Consider the following 17,540-nt stretch of genomic DNA (forward strand, 5'->3'; position numbering starts at 1 on the left):
TGAATCACATCCCATCCCGTCCATGAGTAACTAGGTGTTAGGCGATGGGTACGGATGTTCAACAAAGAGCAATTAATGGACCATGTTAAAATTTATATGTATTTCAATAAATTAACATGGCCCATTAACATGAATCCGAAGTGTAACGAGTGAATTCCACCCAAGAAAAAGATACAAATGGGTGGAAAATGACCCATTTATGAAGAACAGCTTATCTCCATTTTCTTCCCCCATTCCGGCGGCAATTTCGCGTAATCATCAAACTCGGGTTGCTCATCAAATGGGCGTTTTAACAGTTCGGCCAATCGGTGTAATTCGCTAAGGTCCCCTTCTTCCGCTTTATCAATCGCCAACTGAGCCAAGTAGTTACGCAAGATGTATTTGGGATTGGCTTGACGCATCTGTTTGCAACGCTGTTCGGTTGAAATCAGGCCCCCTAGTTCATCAACCTCTAGCTCACACCGAGCTAAGTACAGATCAAGCCAAGCTCGCGCAGCTTCTCGGTCGAGAAATAAATCGATTACGGCTTGGGAAGGCGCATTATCAAGATTTGAAAGTGTTCTGAAGAAGCGAGTGTAGTCCGTTTTGTTCTGGTGAAGAAGCTCAAACATAGCTTCAAACAAACGCCCATCTTCCGCTATCTTGGTTTTTAAGCCCAACTTCTCACGCATGAGGCGGCTGAACTGCTGGCTTAAATGAACTTCAAATTGACTCAACGACGATTCTAAATCTTCTCGTTCAACGAGTGGCGATAGCGCATGCGCCAGTGCTGACAGGTTCCAAAGCGCAATTCTAGGCTGTTGATCAAATGCGTAACGACCCTGGTAGTCTGAATGATTACAAATGTATCCCGGCTCATAATCATCAAGAAAGCCAAACGGACCATAATCAAAAGTTTGCCCAAGAATTGACATGTTATCGGTATTCATCACACCATGCGCAAAACCAAAAGCTTGCCAATATGCGATCATCTCGGCTGTTTTAGTCACGATGGCGTCAAACATCGCGGCATATGGTTTCTCCACCGATGCACAATCAGCAAAGTGCCACTCAATCACCTTATCCGCCAACAGCTTCTGCTCTGCTAACTGGTTGGTGTAAAAGAAATGCTCAAAGTGACCAAATCGAACATGGGTTTCAGCCATTCGAAGTAACAAAGCGCCCGATTCCGTTTTTTCTCGATAAACAGGTGTATCACTGACCATCATACCGAGAGCACGTGTCGTCGGAACCCCAAGGCCCGCCATGGCTTCACTGCACAGGTACTCACGGATAGTCGAGCGTAATACCGCTCGCCCATCCCCCATTCGCGAGTAAGGCGTTAGCCCTGCACCTTTGAGGTGAAGATCAAACCAAGTACCATCCTGATGCTCAATTTCTGCCAACAGTAATCCACGTCCATCACCCAAATCTGGGTTGTAAACGCCAAACTGATGGCCTGCATATTTCATCGCAAGAGGACGAAATTGTTCGAATTCACTTAGCCCGGAAAAAACCGCCAATAACTCATCGTTTTGCTCTTCTGGTAAACCAAACTGCTGTGCAAACTCACCATTCCAAGCGACCCAGCGAGTGTTGTCCAAGGGTTGTGGCTCGACCAACGTATAGAACGCTGACGGTAATTGACTAAAGCGATGGGTGAAATTGACCCGTTGCCAAATGGACATGTAGGGTTCCTTAATAAAAAGAAGTACTGTTGTGAGTATACGTGTGAATGTCCCTGTCATTCAGCCATGAAATGGGCATGGGTATTTTGCGTGAATAACGCGAAGGCGGCAGGAAGGTATCAACCTGCCGCAGACCGTCTCCTAAACGGAGGTAGCATGTAAAAACGATCAAAGGGTTAAGCGGAAAATTCTTCACCCGTTTTTGGTGGCTGTGATGGCGTATCAAAACGAGCGCGTTCGATATCCACTACCGTTTTATAGCTCAACGATAACAATGCCAGCTGGTACGCGCCAAAAATACCATAGGCCACACCGACGAGGCTCAACATAAAGAGATTCGTAAAGTGGCTAAAGATCAGCTGACTGAGCAAGCCCGCACCCAATGGAATTAGTCCCATCAAAATGAATACTTGTTTGTTGTATGCTCTGCTCTGGTTCCACGAACGACGCAAACTGCGCGGCTGATGATCCATTGCTGTCGCCGGCAACACAAATGACCATCGCGCCATTACCCAATAGCCAGGAATGCTTGCAATCGTTGTGATAATAGCCATAGCAACAAAGTCGGCTTCACCACTTTCTGCAATGTAGATAAACGACAACACAAAGATCGGGATACCAATAACGAGCATCATCATCAGTCCAAACAGTATCCACCAGCCTATGAAACGGAATTCTCGAGCTGACAAACGAAATACATCCAACGCCGAGTGCATGTAATCGCCGACTAAATAAATTCGATGCACACGCACAGCCGCCATAGCGGCAACAAGTGGGTACAAAATAATTGTGACGAAATAAAATCCTGAGACATTGCCTTCTTGAACGTTCGCTTGATCTTGCCCCGTCATTTCAGGATACATAAAAGCAAAAATTGAGTGCACAATAATCAACGGAATACAAGCAATAACAATTGCGAGTAGATTCCTTCTGACCATAACTGCCGCTTCTCGGCATATTTCCGAAACAGAAAAGCCCTCGGTAGACATATAACATCCTTAGTTCATAAAAATCGGCCCCTAGGGTAACCGCAGAGTAGAAAAATCGCTTTAAAAATAATGAGAAACACATCTCATAAGATAATGAGAACGAAACCAAAATAAATCAGATAAAAAATAAGCCACTCAATGTGAGTGGCTTATACCGCAATTCAATACCGTTTTAGACGCGACGTCGCCAGCCTAATGTTGCAAGTAACATCAAAGCCCAATAAGAAACACTGCCGCTACCTTCAGAGTTCTTGAATGTCGTTGTCTTCAAAGAAGCAACAACCGTCACGATAACTTCCCCCGTAGCAGTGGCACCATGACCATCTGAAACCGTATATTGCAGCTTGATGCCGTCAGTAGGGCTATCCGGTGCTTGAAAACGGATTTTGCCATTCTCTACACTCGCACTTCCCACACCCGTTACGTTCTGTACGCTTTCTACAACCAGTTTATCGCCGTTCACATCCGAATCATTGCTCGCTGCATCAATCAGAATACTTTCACCAACGGCAACGGTCGCCGTATCTGCAAGCGTAAGTGGCGCTGCGTTTTTCATGGTTAAATCGACGGTAGCACTGGACGTTTCATTACTAGGATCAGTCACGGTTAAACGGAATGTCAGAACCTCACCCGCTTTTGCACCTTGAGGCACCGTAAAGCTTGTGCTAACACTGGTTGCATTGCCAAGAGAAACTGAAGTGCCAGCCAACTGCTCCCATTTATAACTCAACACATCACCATCAGCATCCGTACTATTTAACGCAGACAACGTGACTCGCTGCCCAACCGTCATATCTTTATTATCAACATCAATCACAGCCACTGGCGCTTCGTTGCTGCCAAGCACTTCCACCTGCACATTCACGATTGAAGATGAGTACGCACCATCAACCGACAACAAACGATATTGGAAAGTGTCCAGACCAACGAAGTTAGCTTCAGGTTGGTACTGGTTGCCAGAGATGGTGCCGTGCTCAGGCTTCTGCACAATGTCCACATTGAACTGATACCCTACCGCCATGAAATCATTGTCCATCAGGTTCAGTTTGATTGGCGTATTTTTATTGGTTTGTAACGAATCAGATTTCGCTTCAACCAAGTTGCTCGCATCCACATTTAATAATGCTGCAAACGGAATATAAGAGAACCCGGCTTTTTCTAGACCAAACGTGCCAATCTCACTGTAATCACCAGTCCACATTACAGGTAGGGAGGCTTTTTCAGTTTTTAGCAAGCGGCCGAAGTCAAAGTTTGCATCAAATTGACCGCCTTCCAATTCAACGACCAATAAGTGCTGACCCGCACTCAATTGGCTTGATTGGGGGAATAAAATTCGAGATGACTTTTGGAAGTTACCTTGTTGTAAAAGCTCAGCGTTGTTTTGATTCAATATTAATCGATAGCCAATGTTTCCAGAAAATGGGAATCGCCAAACTCGATAAGTCATGTCACTTTGAGCGCTATCTCTTTGCGCGTAAAGTTGAAGACCATCAAGCTCTGTATCACTATTCAAGTCCAGTGACACCGCCAGAGAGTTACTCCCACTCGCGTACACATAACCTTGGTGAAGAGAGTTCAGCCATGCTGATTTATTTGGTTCGTTTGTATGCTCAAGAGAAAAGCTACCGCCGTTGGTGTTGCTGGCAATGTTGGAAATACGAACCCCAGTATCAAACCCTGTGATCGCTCTCAGACCCGGGGTCGATGTATCTGAAATGACATCGCCACCATTAGGGTATAAATCGTCAGCGTCACTCCTACCATCATTTTCTAACTCATTCAGACCATCAGCCTGCATGATTTGAACCTGCATCGCGCCAACATCATTAAAGCGGTTCTGGACATTGACCGCCGTCGCTAGGATACCTTCAGCCGCCAATGCTCGGTCGTAACCGCTAAAGGTGCGATTTTCCAAATAAATACGTGGACCAAACTCTTTCAAGTACGGGTCGAGATACACCAGCTTGACATCGTCGTTGTTCACAGAAATAGGCGCTGGACTTTCATGAGTTACCGTTGGTACAACAAAACCAGCAGCGTGTTTGCTCCATGCACTCATGTTCACCGGAGTGTCACCAGCGTATGAATCTCCCGGTTTCTGCGCCCATGAACCGCCACCCATCACGCCCCAAGAGCCAATCGAGGCATCACTGTTCCTTGCGTACAAATCCGGTAAGCCAAGCATTAAGTGACCAAGCTCGTGTACGATCACGCCCAACGTCGCTTGATGATCAACTTGATAGTCAGCGAACACACAATAGTCTGTGATCTTTTTACCATCTAATGTGACATCATTGTGAGAGAATTTGTGCGGCCAAATCGCAGGACGGTTGAGAACCCCTGTTGAACGATCCCCCCCCGCAAAAATAAACATGACAGAGAGTTCTGACGGTTCTACGGTACCATTTTGATTGCTGTCGTAGGCCGAAAGATTAAAGTATGGATCCAGTTTTTGATAAGCCTCGGTGAAAACCGCATTCAACTTGGCGGTGCATGTCTTATCAGTCGAACTAGAGTGACAGTTAGGGTGGCTTTGTGCCACAGTCACATCTATCACACCGTCATTGGCGGTGCCGTAACTCTCAAGTGCAGGAACAACTTTGAATTTACCTTGAGAGTTTTTATCAAAGTAATCCACAACGCTTTGACCATTGGTATTAAATACGCGTTGCTCAAAATCATGCACCATTGCTTGGTCATCAAACGAAACTTGCACAACCAATAGGGGCTGCTGCTTCACCGTTGAACTGCTCATCGCCTGGTAACCTTGCGCCGAACGCAGTAGGTTTTTTCGTGCCATCGGCTCAATGGTTTTTAGAGAAGATAATTGCGGTTTAACTTGTAAATCCGGGCGAAACCTCGCCGACTCAGGTGGCTCACTCGACTGCGTTTTCACCACACCTGTCGAGATCAATATTGGCGTGTCTGACTCGCGCTGAATCTGCGCGAAAAACCAAACGCCGTCTTCCTGAAGTAAGGCATTGCCCTGCTTATCTTCAAACCAGTGGAAATCTGCCGTTCCACGTAGAATTGCCTCACTGGAGCTACCATCGCTCAACGCAATAGTATGCCAAACCGGCGATGGCGGAGTAGTTGCCATGCTCTTCCCTGCAAGAAGCGCAGTTAGCATAGCCATGGCGAGTGTGTTGAATTTCAAAGTACGACTCCATCTTTTCGATTCGTTCATTCATACCAAGCACAACAAACACAAAGTAACCCTATGGGCATAGAGTAAGACTGAGTGACTATTGACGAAGGCTGGTATCAATTCGCTCAGATAACACGACGTAGTTTGGTGTCACACTACAAAAGCGTCGGATTCCAAAACGCTGTTATGAGCGTAGCTTCTGAGAATATAAATTGAGTGAATGAATAGTATCGAAACGAAAGGAAGAAGAAATGAACTTCTACGAATTTGTAGGTAAAACTGGGCAACATTCCACATATTCTATAAATGTACGAGCACTGCTATTAATCAATGCTCGTAATGGTCGCGCGGCCATTGTTTAACGCTATATTAACCTGTAAGAACGGCGTCTTCTGGGTATTTGACCAAGGTAGGTTCAGGACGTGCCAACATGTAGGCAAGCGTGAGCGGCCCAATACGACCAATGATCATCACCACGATCATAATGTATTTACCAGGTTCAGAAAGTTCCGCAGTCAAACCGGCGGTGAGCCCCACTGTGGCAAATGCGGAAATGGTTTCAAACATAACCTTATCAAAGCTGGCCTTCTCGGTAAGCATCAATAAAAACATTGCGCTTGTCAGGATGGCTCCGCTCACAACGATAATTGCCAATGACTTAGTCACAGTTTGCCAATTTATGGTTCGCTTAAACATAACCACATGTTTCTTTTGGCGTAAAAAGGTCCACGTAGCCATAAACGCAACAGCAAATGTGGAAACTTTAATACCGCCCCCCGTTGAGGTGGAACCCGCTCCAATTAACATCAGAACAATCATGACCAGTAAGGCTGGCTGGGTAAACAACGCCAAGTCAACACTATTAAACCCTGCCGTTCGAGCACTCGCAGATTGAAAGAATGCCGCCAACCATTGCCCTGTTGCAGGTAAAGACGCCATTGTGTTTGGGTTGCTTCGCTCAAGTAACCAAAACATCATCGTTCCGACTAAGAGCAATATCGGTGTCGCAATCAGCATGATTTTGGTGTGAAGATGCAAAAAGTGGAAACCTTTGCGCCAGTTTAGCCAGATGTCACCCACAACAGTAAAACCAAGCCCGCCAAAAATGAATAGCCCCGCCAGTGTAAAGATAACCAACGGATCATTCACAAAGCTCATCATACTGTCAGAAAACAGCGCGAACCCAGCGTTGTTAAATGCAGAAATTGCATGAAACAAGGCGTAAAACATACCAGTCTGCCAGCCCATTTCAGGGACCCAGCGGATAGAGAGAAAAATAAACCCGATCGTTTCTGCAACAAGCGCGAAAACAACAATCCGCTTTACTAGTCGGTTTAGATTGACTTGCCGATCTTGCCCTAATGCTTCTTTCGCCAGCGCTTGTTGACGCAAACTCAAACGCACGCCGAACATATAGAGTAAGACCGCCGACAACGTCATCTGCCCCAACCCACCGATTTGCATTAAAAACATCAGCAAGATTTTACCCGCAAGCGTAAAGTGTTGCCCAGTATCGACAACACCAAGCCCTGTCACACTAATAGCGGACGTTGCGGTAAACAAAGCATCCGTTATCGACAGGCCCGTAACAGAAAAAACTGGCAAGGTTAGCAATACCGCAGAAGGCAGTAAAACACCGAGAAAACTGAGCAATATAATTCGCGGTTCGTTGCCTTTCGCTTTCTCTTGTTTACCATCTGGTGCGTAAAAAACACCTTTCTGATGAAAATACGTCATAGCGATTTTAATTTATTTGCGAGCGCATCTTGAGGGCCGACCACAATAATTAGGTCACCAATTTCTAGTGTGGTATTAAGGTCAGGTGCCTTGGTAATTTCTGGGCCCCGTTTAAACCCTAGCACTTGCACGCCATCGACTTTGCACAGAGCCAAATCACTTAGTGTCTTACCCATCCAACGAGAGCCAATCACAAACTCCGTCATAGCTAAGCCACTGCCTAATGGGTGGAACTCAAGAACCCGTTTATCGAGCATTTTACGCGCGACACGTATCCCCATGTCACGCTCAGGCATGATAATGTGGTCTGCGCCAATTTTTTGCAGAACACGAGCTTGGAAGCGGTCGTTGGCTTTAACCCATACTGACTTTACTCCCGCCTCTTTAGCAATCAATGTCGCAAGAATACTGGCATTGACATCCGCTCCGATGGCAATCATCACCATGTCGTAATCATCAAGTTTGAGCTCAGCAACCGTCTCTTCGTGAGTACAGTTAGCCACAACCGCCTGACTAACAAAACTGGCGGCTTCTTTAACTCTGTCTTCGTTGATGTCAACGGCTAAAACTTGAGCGCCTGAATCTTGTAACTCTTTACACACTGCCAAACCAAATCGGCCAAGACCAATAACGGCGAATTGCTTATCACCTGTTTTCATTTGTGCCCCATCTTATGCATTCATTAGCAAGCAAAAAAGTTTGCGCCCATTCCTTACCTTGTGCAAACCTGCGGACAGATAATTGACAAAAGCTTAACGCACCTTGATTCACTTTACGTGTTAAGCGTATGACACTGATTAACTTTTTTCCTCATTACCGAATAGAAACCGTCGCGATGGCTACATAATTGGATGCTTAAAAACGCAAAAAGCCGCAAGAATGCGGCTTTTAGATCATGGGATAAACTGGCTATTTTGATTCGCGCTTATCGTGCGGTTTACGTTTATTCTTAGGCACGTAATTTAAAATTGAAATTGGTACTGGCTTTCTTGGCGCAAAACCTTCAATTTCCACTCGCTCTAGCAAGTGCCCTAAACGACTTTCAATCATGCAGAGGTTCTTAAAGTCGTCTTTTGAAACCAGTGATATCGCCTCACCTTTCGCGCCAGCACGACCTGTACGACCAATACGATGTACATACTCATCCGCTGGGTAAGGTAAATCGTAGTTGATGACAACTGGCAGATTATCAATATCAATACCGCGCGCAGCAACGCCGGTTGCGACTAAGTACTGGATTTCACCCGCTTTAAACTTTTCTATTAATTCCTGGCGAACACGCTGATTACGGCCACTGTGGAATGCTTCTGCCACAATGCCACGTTTCTCAAGTTGGCTTACCAGTTTGGCTGCGCCGTGTTTAGTTTCAATAAATACCAGTACTTGCGACCAGTCATTTTCTTTAAGCAAGTGACTTAACAGCGACGACTTCATGTCTTTATCGACGGTCGTGATCCACTGTTTAATATTTGATTTTGAGGCACTGTGCTTTGCAATCGTGATCTCTTCAGGATCAATAATCGCATTTTTCGCCAAGTCACGAACAGGGTTAGATAACGTCGCTGAGAAAAGCAAACTTTGCACATGTTCTGGCATACAGTCGACGATTTTGTCGATCGCATCGATGAATCCCATATCCAACATTTTGTCGGCTTCATCAAGCACTAGCATTTCCACTTCATCAAAGTGAATCGCGCGTTGACCGTACAGATCAATCAAGCGCCCAGGCGTGCTTACCACAATATCGACACCCTCGATCAAGGCTTGTTTTTGTGGTGCATAATCCACACCACCAAACATCGCCATTGAGCGTAATGGTAAGTTTTTACCATAAGCTTCAATACTTTGATGAACCTGAAGCGCAAGTTCGCGTGTTGGCGTTAGGATAATCGCACGAGCGCGTTTTTTACGTTGCGTTTCGCCTCGACTAAGCTTTTCTAAGATTGGCAGAACAAAACTGGCCGTTTTACCTGTGCCCGTTTGCGCTGCTGCAATTAAATTGCGGCCACGCAATACGATTGGAATGGCTTTTTGTTGGATAGAAGTGGGTTTTTCATAACCTAGCGCTTTTACTGCATCAGCAATCGATGCGCTTAAACCAAGCTTAGAAAATGGCATAGAAAGGTCTCAACAGAGGAAATGGGCGCGTAGTGTATCAGAATCCCCGTGAAGTAACAGAAGGATTCATGCGCGAAAAACTAGGAACATGATACAATCTTAGCCCAGGAAATTGGGCTGCAAACCTTTTTCTAATTTTTTCCTCACTTTGTAGGAAACATCATTAAGCGTGATTTTCCCCGTTTTGTGGCGGTCGATACCTGCATTCTGTCGATAGGCAATTGAGCCTTGTCTGAACAAAACGAAAGACGGCGGTTTACCAATCGCAGCAGGGTAGAGAATGGCCATGTAAGCATCTTCTAAGCTATTAATTTTATTTCGATAGGGCCAATAGTACGCTTTCACATAGTCAAGTTGTTCAAGCGCGCCCATTCTCGCAAGAGTCTTTGTGTTCACTCCTAATGACTCTGCGGTAGAGGGCATAAATTGAATTAACCCTGTAGCCCCGCTTCCGGAACCATTTTTGATGCTTGGACTGAAAGTTTCAGCAGTTTCAAATGCCATGCACGCCATAAGATGATTAGGATTGATCTTTAGCTCTTTACTAATACGGATGACTTTAGATTTGAACTCTGGAGAAACTTTACCTCCCCACGCTACCGCGTTCTCGGGATCTGCAATCGAAGAGACCGTTGATGCGTCATGTTCTTCGACAATTTTAGAAAGTAGAGGAAGCGTTTGGCGTAGTCGATGGCTCGAACTCACCAAGCGAATTGATTTGGTAAGAAACTTGTCTTTTTTTTGGTGTAGTTTTTGGAACTTTACTAACTTATACAGTTGCTTATAAACCGTTTTCACAACGAAGCCGGATGTAGGGAACACTCCCAGAATGTAATCCATTTCCTACAAATTTAATATAAATATCAGCAACAGGAATTCTAGATGTGATCAATGTCACCATAAAAATTCTCAAATTCGATACACACCGATGTAAGTGGTCAATGTGTCTCCAACACGCTAGAAGTAAAAGTAAAGAGGCATTAAAAAGGTCTTACCAATTTTTTGGTAAGACCTAGGTTTACTGATTCTCGGATAAGCGAATGTATATTCTTACAGTTCAGCTTCCCGAACCAGTTCTGCAAGCGTCGACAAACGCTGCTCACTTTGTTTTACGTAAGGATTATTCGTATCCCAAGCATATCCAGCCAAAATCGCACTAATCATCTGTTTAATACGTGGATTCGGGTTTTGATAGAAAATCACATCTTGCAACGTGCCGTTGTACCAGCCTTCCACATAAGTGCGGAATGTGTTCACTCCCACCATTAAGCGTTGCGAGTACTCTTCTTGCCAATCAACCTTTTCACCATTCAGCTGACGAACCACGCAGTCCGCTGCAAACTCTGCCGATTTCATGGCGATAGTGACACCCGATGAAAATACAGGATCAAGAAACTCACCAGCATTACCAAGCAACGCGTAGTGCTCTGTCGCTAAACGTTTGACGTTAGCAGAATAGCCACCCAACTCGCCTGCTGGATTCGGGTAATTCGCGTTTCGCAATAAAGCAGCCAAACCCGGCTCTTCATTGGCTAACTGCTGCAACGCTGCAATCTTATCTTCTGGGTATTGTTCAAAAAATTCTGGCTCACCCACCACACCAAACGAACAGGTACCATTAGAGAATGGGATTAGCCAGTACCATACGTCGTGATTTTCAGGATGAACTGAAATTAAAATTTTGTTGCGATCGTATTCCGGCTCTTGGGGAGAGATATGATCTTCGATATGGGTAAAGATCGCTTTTCTAGGCGGAAGACAAGAAGGTTCTTCTAGCTCCAACAAGCGTGGCAAAACACGCCCAAAGCCACTTGCATCCAGCACAAAATCTGCTTCGATTTGATAAGCCTTCTTATTTGAGTCGAGCACTTCTAATCGAGACTTTTTCCCTTCAAACACTAGGTTGAGCAGCTCATGCTGATAACGAATCTCTACGCCTTGCTCTTCAGCGCTATCTGCCAATACTTTATCAAAGTTGGCACGTTGAACCTGAAACGTCGTGCCCGGTCCTGGTGTGTATTTGTTTGTAAAGTCGAACTGGGTGTATACGCCATTACGACGAAATGCAGCACCATCTTTATACTGGAAACCAAACTGCTTTACTGCATGAGTCATTCCTGCTTGTTCAACAACTTCCATACATGCAGGGAGTAGGCTTTCTCCTATGGAAAAACGTGGAAAAGTCGCTTTTTCTAAGACAACAACATCTATGCCACGCGATTTTAATAAGGCAGAAACGGTTGAACCTGATGGCCCCGCTCCTACGACAACAACTTGCTTGAGCTCTATTTTCATTCTGAATTTAGTTTGCTTGTAGTTTTAATAAGGTATGACCAAGGCCAATATTGTCGGTTCTTTCAACGACAGATAAACCTGCCGCTTCGACAATTTCTAAGAAATCATCACTGCGATAAAAGCGACTATTACCGTTAGCTAAACAGGTAAAATAAAGAGAAGTGGCATTAAGGCTATAGGAAGCTCCCGCGTATTTTTGAGCATCCCAAAACAGCTCCAATACGTAAATAGTATCTCCCTTCGTTAACTGGGCTTTAACTTTTTTAAGGATATTGAGGATCTCAATTGGGGAAAAGCAATCCAAGAACTGGCTCATCCACCATACGTCAGCATGCTCAGGCAATGTTTGTGCTTTATCAAGCATGTTTGCAGGGTATGGACGTACACGCTCGACGAACTGGTTTTCTGAAACATTCTTCATCGCTACTTCTAATTGCTGCGGTAAATCAACAATCGTCACTTGAACGTCAGGGTCATGTTTACAACACTGAATCGCCCATTTTCCCGTATTTCCGCCAATATCCACAAGATGCTTTGGCTTCCTTGCAAATACCTCTTTAAGCAGAAGTGGGAAAGAGCGATCCGAATAGAAATGATCGAACTTAAACCAGCTCTGTTTGGCTTGTTCTGGTAACGTCGATAGACCTTGATAGATGGTCTCCCAATTGCCCAACTCTTTCAAACCAGACGGTTTACCTTCTTGAATTGCTTCCGTCAAATGCATCATCGCGGCGTAACAAACATCTGCCGTAAAATCCATGTTTGCATTCGTCATACCATCATGAAGAAGGTAAAAACCAAGGTTTGCAAGCGAATAGTTAGGTCGTTCCCATAAAACAATATGCGCACTAATTGCCATATCCAACAGTACTTTAACACCATATTCTGATACTCCCGTTTTCTCGGCAATATCTGTGGCACTCATGCCTTGAGCACCAGCGCTGTCTAAAGCGGCTAAAATACCTAAATCTCGAAGCGTTTTGGCGGTCTGGAACACGATTGGTGCAAAAGATAACTTCTGAGCTTCTGTCTTCGCTTCAAAAGCATTAAAAGGGTCATTATTTTGATTTAACACGGAAAAACCTAACTGCAATTAATAGTTTTATTGTTGAGATTGATTGCCCAACAATGCAATAGCTCGCTGAATATCAACATTCAAGTTGTTTACCCAACGATTGTAATTGCGGTGGATTTTGCCATCACTTGCTTTGAGATTTACTGAGTTGAGATAAATAATTGAGTAATATTTATTATTGTATGGGATTTTTACTTCTGCAGAGTGTTTACGAACGTGGATTTTTGCAATAAGAACACCAGGGCTTACTTCTTCGATCGTCCAGCCTCGGTTAGTTGCTGATTGCACTATGGCCATTTTTACTTGTTTATTTTGAAGATCATAAGCAACTGGAGTATCCTCCACATTCATTACAGGTTGTACTCGTCCACAACCAACAAGAAGCAAAGTTAATAATAACGAGACATACAGCTTAAAACGCGACATGATAATTTCCTTTTTATTGTGAATTTGGGTCAACCCCAATTTGTATCGAGCTGTAAAATAAACAATTTAACCCAATATGCCTAACTCGAAGATCAACATTTCGTTCAATATTGATGCGTGGACAGCGAATTCATTCGGTTTATCCGAATCCAATGAATGGAAACAATGGGCAACAGAGATAAAATGGCCAGAAGATGGCAAAATCAATGTTGCAAATATTCCTGCGATGATGCGCAGAAGAATGAGCCCACTCAGTAAACTGGCGGTACAAACTGCAATCGAAATGCTTAATCAACATCAAGTTGATTACCTTGTATTTTCAAGCCGTCATGGTGAACTGCATCGCAGCGTCGCACTAGTTGAAGATATAATTAATGGAGAAGAGGCGTCTCCGATGGCTTTTTCTCAATCGGTGCACAATACCGCCGCAGGGCTTGCCACTATCGCAACTAAACAACCCATTCCCCTAACTTCTATCGCTGCGGCAGAAAACACATTCCAAAGCGCAATATTAGAAGCATGGCTGTTTTTGTCCGACAATCCTGACAAAAAAGTACTGCTTGTTGATTTTGATGAGCCTATGCCTGACTCTTATTTAGAATATGAAAACCAACAATACCAAGGGTTTGGACTTGGCTTAATACTTTCTCATGGAGACAAGTTCGCGATACAAAGCTCCATAAACGCAGAACGTTCCGGTCATCCTCTTCCTCAAGGTTTAGTATTTTTGCAACAATACTTGTTAGATAAAAGCCAGTGGACTATTTTCGCTCCGCAACAAGCTTGGGAATGGCACAAAAAATGACTCGCTTAAATCAGTATTGGCGTGTGCTAGCAACAGGCTTTTGTTTTTCAGTATTTGGGTTAGGTGGTTTAGTACTGAGTTTCATTGTTATTCCGACCATTCGTATTTTTGTTTCAGACCAAACGGAACGCGAATATAAAGTTCAGGGTGCGATTCGATATTCATTCAACACATTTTGTAAATTGATGAAGCTAAGTGGCGCAATCGATTATCAAATTATTGGTGCCGATATTCTTCAACAAGATCGTAATTGTTTAATTGTTGCCAACCACCCTAGTTTAATCGATTACGTTCTCATTGCTTCACAATTAAATCGCTGCGACTGTTTAGTAAAATCGGCAATATGGTCGAATCCTTTTATGAAGCACATCGTAAAAGCAGCCGGATATATTCCCAATGAAGCACCGGATGATTTATTAGCACTTTGTGATGAACGATTTAACAAAGGCAACGTGTTGCTTATATTTCCTGAGGGAACAAGAACAACACCAGGTGTAGAGCCGAAATTACAACGCGGTGCAGCACAAATTGCGGTAAGAACAGAACGAGATTTAAGAGTTGTCCATATTACGGTAACGCCAAGTTTCCTCACAAAAGAGAAAAAATGGTATCAAGTACCGGCAACAAAGCCCTTTTTCAGGGTTGAAGTAAAGGATAAAGTTGAGATTACCCCCTTTATAAAGCAAACTACGTCGCCGACAATAGCGGCGCGACGCTTACAACAGCACCTAGCTGAAAACATTTTTCCAGAAAACTTTTATTAATAAGCAGGTCCCAGTGGAACAGTTACACAACGACATTAAGCAACTTATTATTGATGCTTTAAACCTTGAAGATTTAACCGTAGATGATATTGAAACGGATGCACCACTTTTTGGTGATGGACTTGGCTTAGATTCTATCGACGCGCTTGAGCTTGGACTCGCAATAAAAAAACAATACAACATCGTTATTGATGCCGACGACTCAAATACGCGCGAACACTTTGCGTCTGTAGCAAATCTAGCGAAATACGTTTCTTCTCAAACTAATGAATAAGTTGTAGGTATATTCATGACTGATGTAAATAAAGATCAAGTATTTGAACAAGTTAAAGATGCGCTTGTTGAGCTGTTCGAAATTGACGCAGCCGACATTCAATCAGATGCGCACTTATACCAAGATCTCGATCTTGATAGCATTGACGCCGTTGATTTGGTCGTACACCTACAGAATGTCACTGGCAAAAAAATCAAGCCAGCAGAGTTTAGTGCAGTAAGAACCGTTGACGATGTGGTTAACGCTGTTACTGAGTTATTGAAGGAAAGTTAATGCGCCAATTGCTGACTGGTCTGTCTGCAATTGTACTGCTTGCCTACCCCTTCGCCGTCTATTTCGGTATAGATAAATATGGCTTGAACTTAGTTGGGGGCTTGTTAATTGCTGCGTTACTTTTGCGTGTTTTCGTCGCAAATAAGACCCCACTAAAAGAGTTTAAATTCTTGGCGCTCGCTACGGGCGCTGTTGGCATTGTTCTAATTACACTTGGCATGGTGTTTAAACAACACGGGTGGCTTCAGTTTTACCCTGTCGTTGTCAATTTATGTATGCTGTGTGTATTTGGACTGAGCTTAAAACAGCCGCAATCGATCATAGAGAGGCTTGCTCGCTTGCAAGAACCCGACCTTCCGGCTAGTGGCGTGGCTTACACTCGCAAAGTGACGGTGGTTTGGTGCGCCTTTTTTACGCTCAATGCTGCCGTTGCACTCTATACCTGTTTCCTACCAGTAAAAATATGGACGCTTTATAACGGCCTCATCAGCTACTTACTTGCTGGTGGCTTGTTCGCTGGAGAATGGATCGTGCGTCAATTTGTTCGAAAGGAACACTAATCGTATGAATACAACGTATTCGAGCTTTACCTCCCTTGCGACCTTGTTCATCGCAGAGAGGTCTGAGCAATCCCCAGTCTCTTACGATCGCGATACGGTTATCACGTGGGGTGATTTCCAACAGCACGTCGCAACACTTACTCAACAGCTAGAAACCCAACCAACGCAAAACATTGCGTTGTGTTTTGGCAACAGCTACCTGTTTGCCGTTGGCTTTTTTGCTTGTTGTTATGCAGGAAAATCCATTGTATTACCTGGTAATTACCAACCAGAAGCACTCAAAGAGCTCAGTGAGCACTACGATTTGTTGCTGCATGATGCCGATGTCTCGGCTCCAGAACTCGTGAGCTCGCTTTTGATCGAAGCTCAATCATTGCTAGAAACCACCGTGATTAGCGAGCCAGAGGCCAAACAACCTTATTTTTGGCGTGAATTAAACCTGGCAGAAATACCAGTAACGCTATTTACTTCGGGTTCAAGCGGCACACCAAAAGCCATTGCAAAAACGCTGAAACAGCTCGATATCGAAGTTGCTATTCTAGATAACCTGTGGGGCGACACGGTTGCCAGCACACGCGTTGAAAGCACCGTTTCTCATCAACACATTTACGGCTTGCTGTTCCGCGTATTGTGGCCTTTGTGCTCCGCACGTCCATTTTCAGCACACAACCTTGAGTTCCCAGAGCAAATTGTCCATCACGCTGATGCTGACACCACGCTAGTAAGCAGCCCTGCGTTACTAAAACGACTCAGTGAAGAGCACAATCCGGTTGCGATTCGGTGCGTATTTTCTTCTGGTGGTCCCTTGCCAAACCAAGCCGCGCAGCACAGCCAGTTGTTGTTTGGGTCATTTCCTATTGAAGTTTTTGGCAGCACAGAAACCGGCGGCATCGCTTACCGTCAGCAGCACGAAGCCAGTACTCCCTGGACGTTATTCCCTGGTATTGAAGCCGAGCTTAACCATGAAAATTGTTTAAAGCTCCGCTCGCCACACATTGATGAAAACACTTGGTACCAAACTGCGGATAAATGCTATTTCCATGATAGTATTTCTTTTGAATTGCGTGGACGCACTGACCGAATCGTCAAAGTCGAAGAAAAGCGTATTTCCCTTGTCGAAGTGGAAAAACGTTTAGAGCAATTGCCGTGGGTTCAAGAAAGCGTGGTGATCCCAATGGAAGAATCTGGTCGCCTCACGTTAGTCTCGATCATCGTACTTAACGATCAAGGCAGCGATGTGCTTAATGAACTTGGTAAAGGCAAATTTTGGCTTGAGCTTCGCAAGGCACTGCGCAATTGGCTAGAACCGATCGCTATCCCGAGAAAATTCCGAGTGGTCGACGAAATTCCATTGAACAGCCAAGGCAAACGCCAAGTTGCTGAAATTGAAAAACTATTCCAATAAAGCT

The 17,540-nt window shown here is 44.4% G+C and carries 16 protein-coding genes; 6 read left to right on the forward strand and 10 right to left on the reverse strand.

What is annotated here, in order from left to right; all coding sequences use genetic code 11:
• Nucleotides 1-197: 197 nt before the first annotated feature.
• The 10 genes from R7070_RS10115 to R7070_RS10160 form a co-directional block, all read right to left on the reverse strand.
• Nucleotides 198-1,667 (reverse strand): protein adenylyltransferase SelO, encoded by a 1,470-nt coding sequence (locus R7070_RS10115; protein ID WP_085569944.1) that lies wholly within the window; start codon nt 1,665-1,667, stop codon nt 198-200.
• Between the two features lie 176 nt (nt 1,668-1,843).
• Nucleotides 1,844-2,656 carry a sugar transporter gene (locus R7070_RS10120; RefSeq protein WP_213871763.1) on the reverse strand — a complete coding sequence of 271 codons (813 nt, stop codon included), beginning with the start codon at nt 2,654-2,656 and terminating at the stop codon, nt 1,844-1,846.
• Between the two features lie 172 nt (nt 2,657-2,828).
• On the reverse strand, nt 2,829-5,813 hold the full coding sequence (locus R7070_RS10125; protein ID WP_318141202.1) for a M6 family metalloprotease domain-containing protein: 2,985 nt from the start codon (nt 5,811-5,813) through the stop codon (nt 2,829-2,831).
• 360 nt (nt 5,814-6,173) lie between these two features.
• Nucleotides 6,174-7,541: a TrkH family potassium uptake protein gene (locus R7070_RS10130; protein WP_005388288.1), complete on the reverse strand. Its 1,368-nt coding sequence runs from the start codon at nt 7,539-7,541 to the stop codon at nt 6,174-6,176.
• Nucleotides 7,538-8,200 carry a potassium channel family protein gene (locus tag R7070_RS10135; RefSeq protein ID WP_005388291.1) on the reverse strand — a complete coding sequence of 221 codons (663 nt, stop codon included), beginning with the start codon at nt 8,198-8,200 and terminating at the stop codon, nt 7,538-7,540. The genes R7070_RS10130 and R7070_RS10135 overlap by 4 nt, the downstream gene beginning before the upstream one ends.
• A 250-nt stretch (nt 8,201-8,450) precedes the next feature.
• Nucleotides 8,451-9,659, reverse strand: coding sequence for a DEAD/DEAH box helicase (locus R7070_RS10140; RefSeq protein WP_005382264.1), 1,209 nt, complete (start codon nt 9,657-9,659; stop codon nt 8,451-8,453).
• 99 nt (nt 9,660-9,758) lie between these two features.
• Complete coding sequence (locus R7070_RS10145) at nt 9,759-10,499, reverse strand: transglycosylase SLT domain-containing protein (protein WP_085569947.1); 741 nt, start codon at nt 10,497-10,499, stop codon at nt 9,759-9,761.
• Between the two features lie 210 nt (nt 10,500-10,709).
• Entirely contained in the window at nt 10,710-11,954 is a 1,245-nt protein-coding gene (locus tag R7070_RS10150; protein WP_206949635.1) for an NAD(P)/FAD-dependent oxidoreductase, read from the reverse strand.
• A gap of 7 nt (nt 11,955-11,961) precedes the next feature.
• Nucleotides 11,962-13,029 carry a class I SAM-dependent methyltransferase gene (locus R7070_RS10155; RefSeq protein ID WP_017634791.1) on the reverse strand — a complete coding sequence of 356 codons (1,068 nt, stop codon included), beginning with the start codon at nt 13,027-13,029 and terminating at the stop codon, nt 11,962-11,964.
• A 27-nt stretch (nt 13,030-13,056) separates the two neighbouring features.
• Nucleotides 13,057-13,455 carry a hypothetical protein gene (locus R7070_RS10160; RefSeq protein WP_005382272.1) on the reverse strand — a complete coding sequence of 133 codons (399 nt, stop codon included), beginning with the start codon at nt 13,453-13,455 and terminating at the stop codon, nt 13,057-13,059.
• A gap of 76 nt (nt 13,456-13,531) precedes the next feature.
• On the opposite strand from R7070_RS10160, the gene R7070_RS10165 reads away from it, so the two are divergent.
• The 6 genes from R7070_RS10165 to R7070_RS10190 are packed head-to-tail and all read left to right on the forward strand — an operon-like array spanning nt 13,532 to nt 17,536.
• Nucleotides 13,532-14,260 (forward strand): beta-ketoacyl synthase chain length factor, encoded by a 729-nt coding sequence (locus tag R7070_RS10165; protein ID WP_017819930.1) that lies wholly within the window; start codon nt 13,532-13,534, stop codon nt 14,258-14,260.
• Nucleotides 14,257-15,024 (forward strand): lysophospholipid acyltransferase family protein, encoded by a 768-nt coding sequence (locus tag R7070_RS10170; protein ID WP_005388305.1) that lies wholly within the window; start codon nt 14,257-14,259, stop codon nt 15,022-15,024. The genes R7070_RS10165 and R7070_RS10170 overlap by 4 nt, the downstream gene beginning before the upstream one ends.
• Before the next feature lie 13 nt (nt 15,025-15,037).
• Nucleotides 15,038-15,298, forward strand: a complete 261-nt coding sequence (locus R7070_RS10175) for a phosphopantetheine-binding protein (protein ID WP_005382278.1) — start codon at nt 15,038-15,040, stop codon at nt 15,296-15,298.
• Between the two features lie 15 nt (nt 15,299-15,313).
• Complete coding sequence (locus tag R7070_RS10180; RefSeq protein WP_005382279.1) at nt 15,314-15,571, forward strand: acyl carrier protein; 258 nt, start codon at nt 15,314-15,316, stop codon at nt 15,569-15,571.
• Nucleotides 15,571-16,131, forward strand: a complete 561-nt coding sequence (locus tag R7070_RS10185) for a hypothetical protein (RefSeq protein WP_017819931.1) — start codon at nt 15,571-15,573, stop codon at nt 16,129-16,131. The genes R7070_RS10180 and R7070_RS10185 overlap by 1 nt, the downstream gene beginning before the upstream one ends.
• Before the next feature lie 4 nt (nt 16,132-16,135).
• Nucleotides 16,136-17,536 (forward strand): AMP-binding protein, encoded by a 1,401-nt coding sequence (locus R7070_RS10190; RefSeq protein ID WP_213917111.1) that lies wholly within the window; start codon nt 16,136-16,138, stop codon nt 17,534-17,536.
• The last annotated feature ends 4 nt before the right edge of the window (nt 17,537-17,540 follow it).

The organism is Vibrio sp. 1557 (assembly GCF_033340175.1).
In the GTDB taxonomy this organism is placed as follows: domain Bacteria; phylum Pseudomonadota; class Gammaproteobacteria; order Enterobacterales; family Vibrionaceae; genus Vibrio; species Vibrio alginolyticus.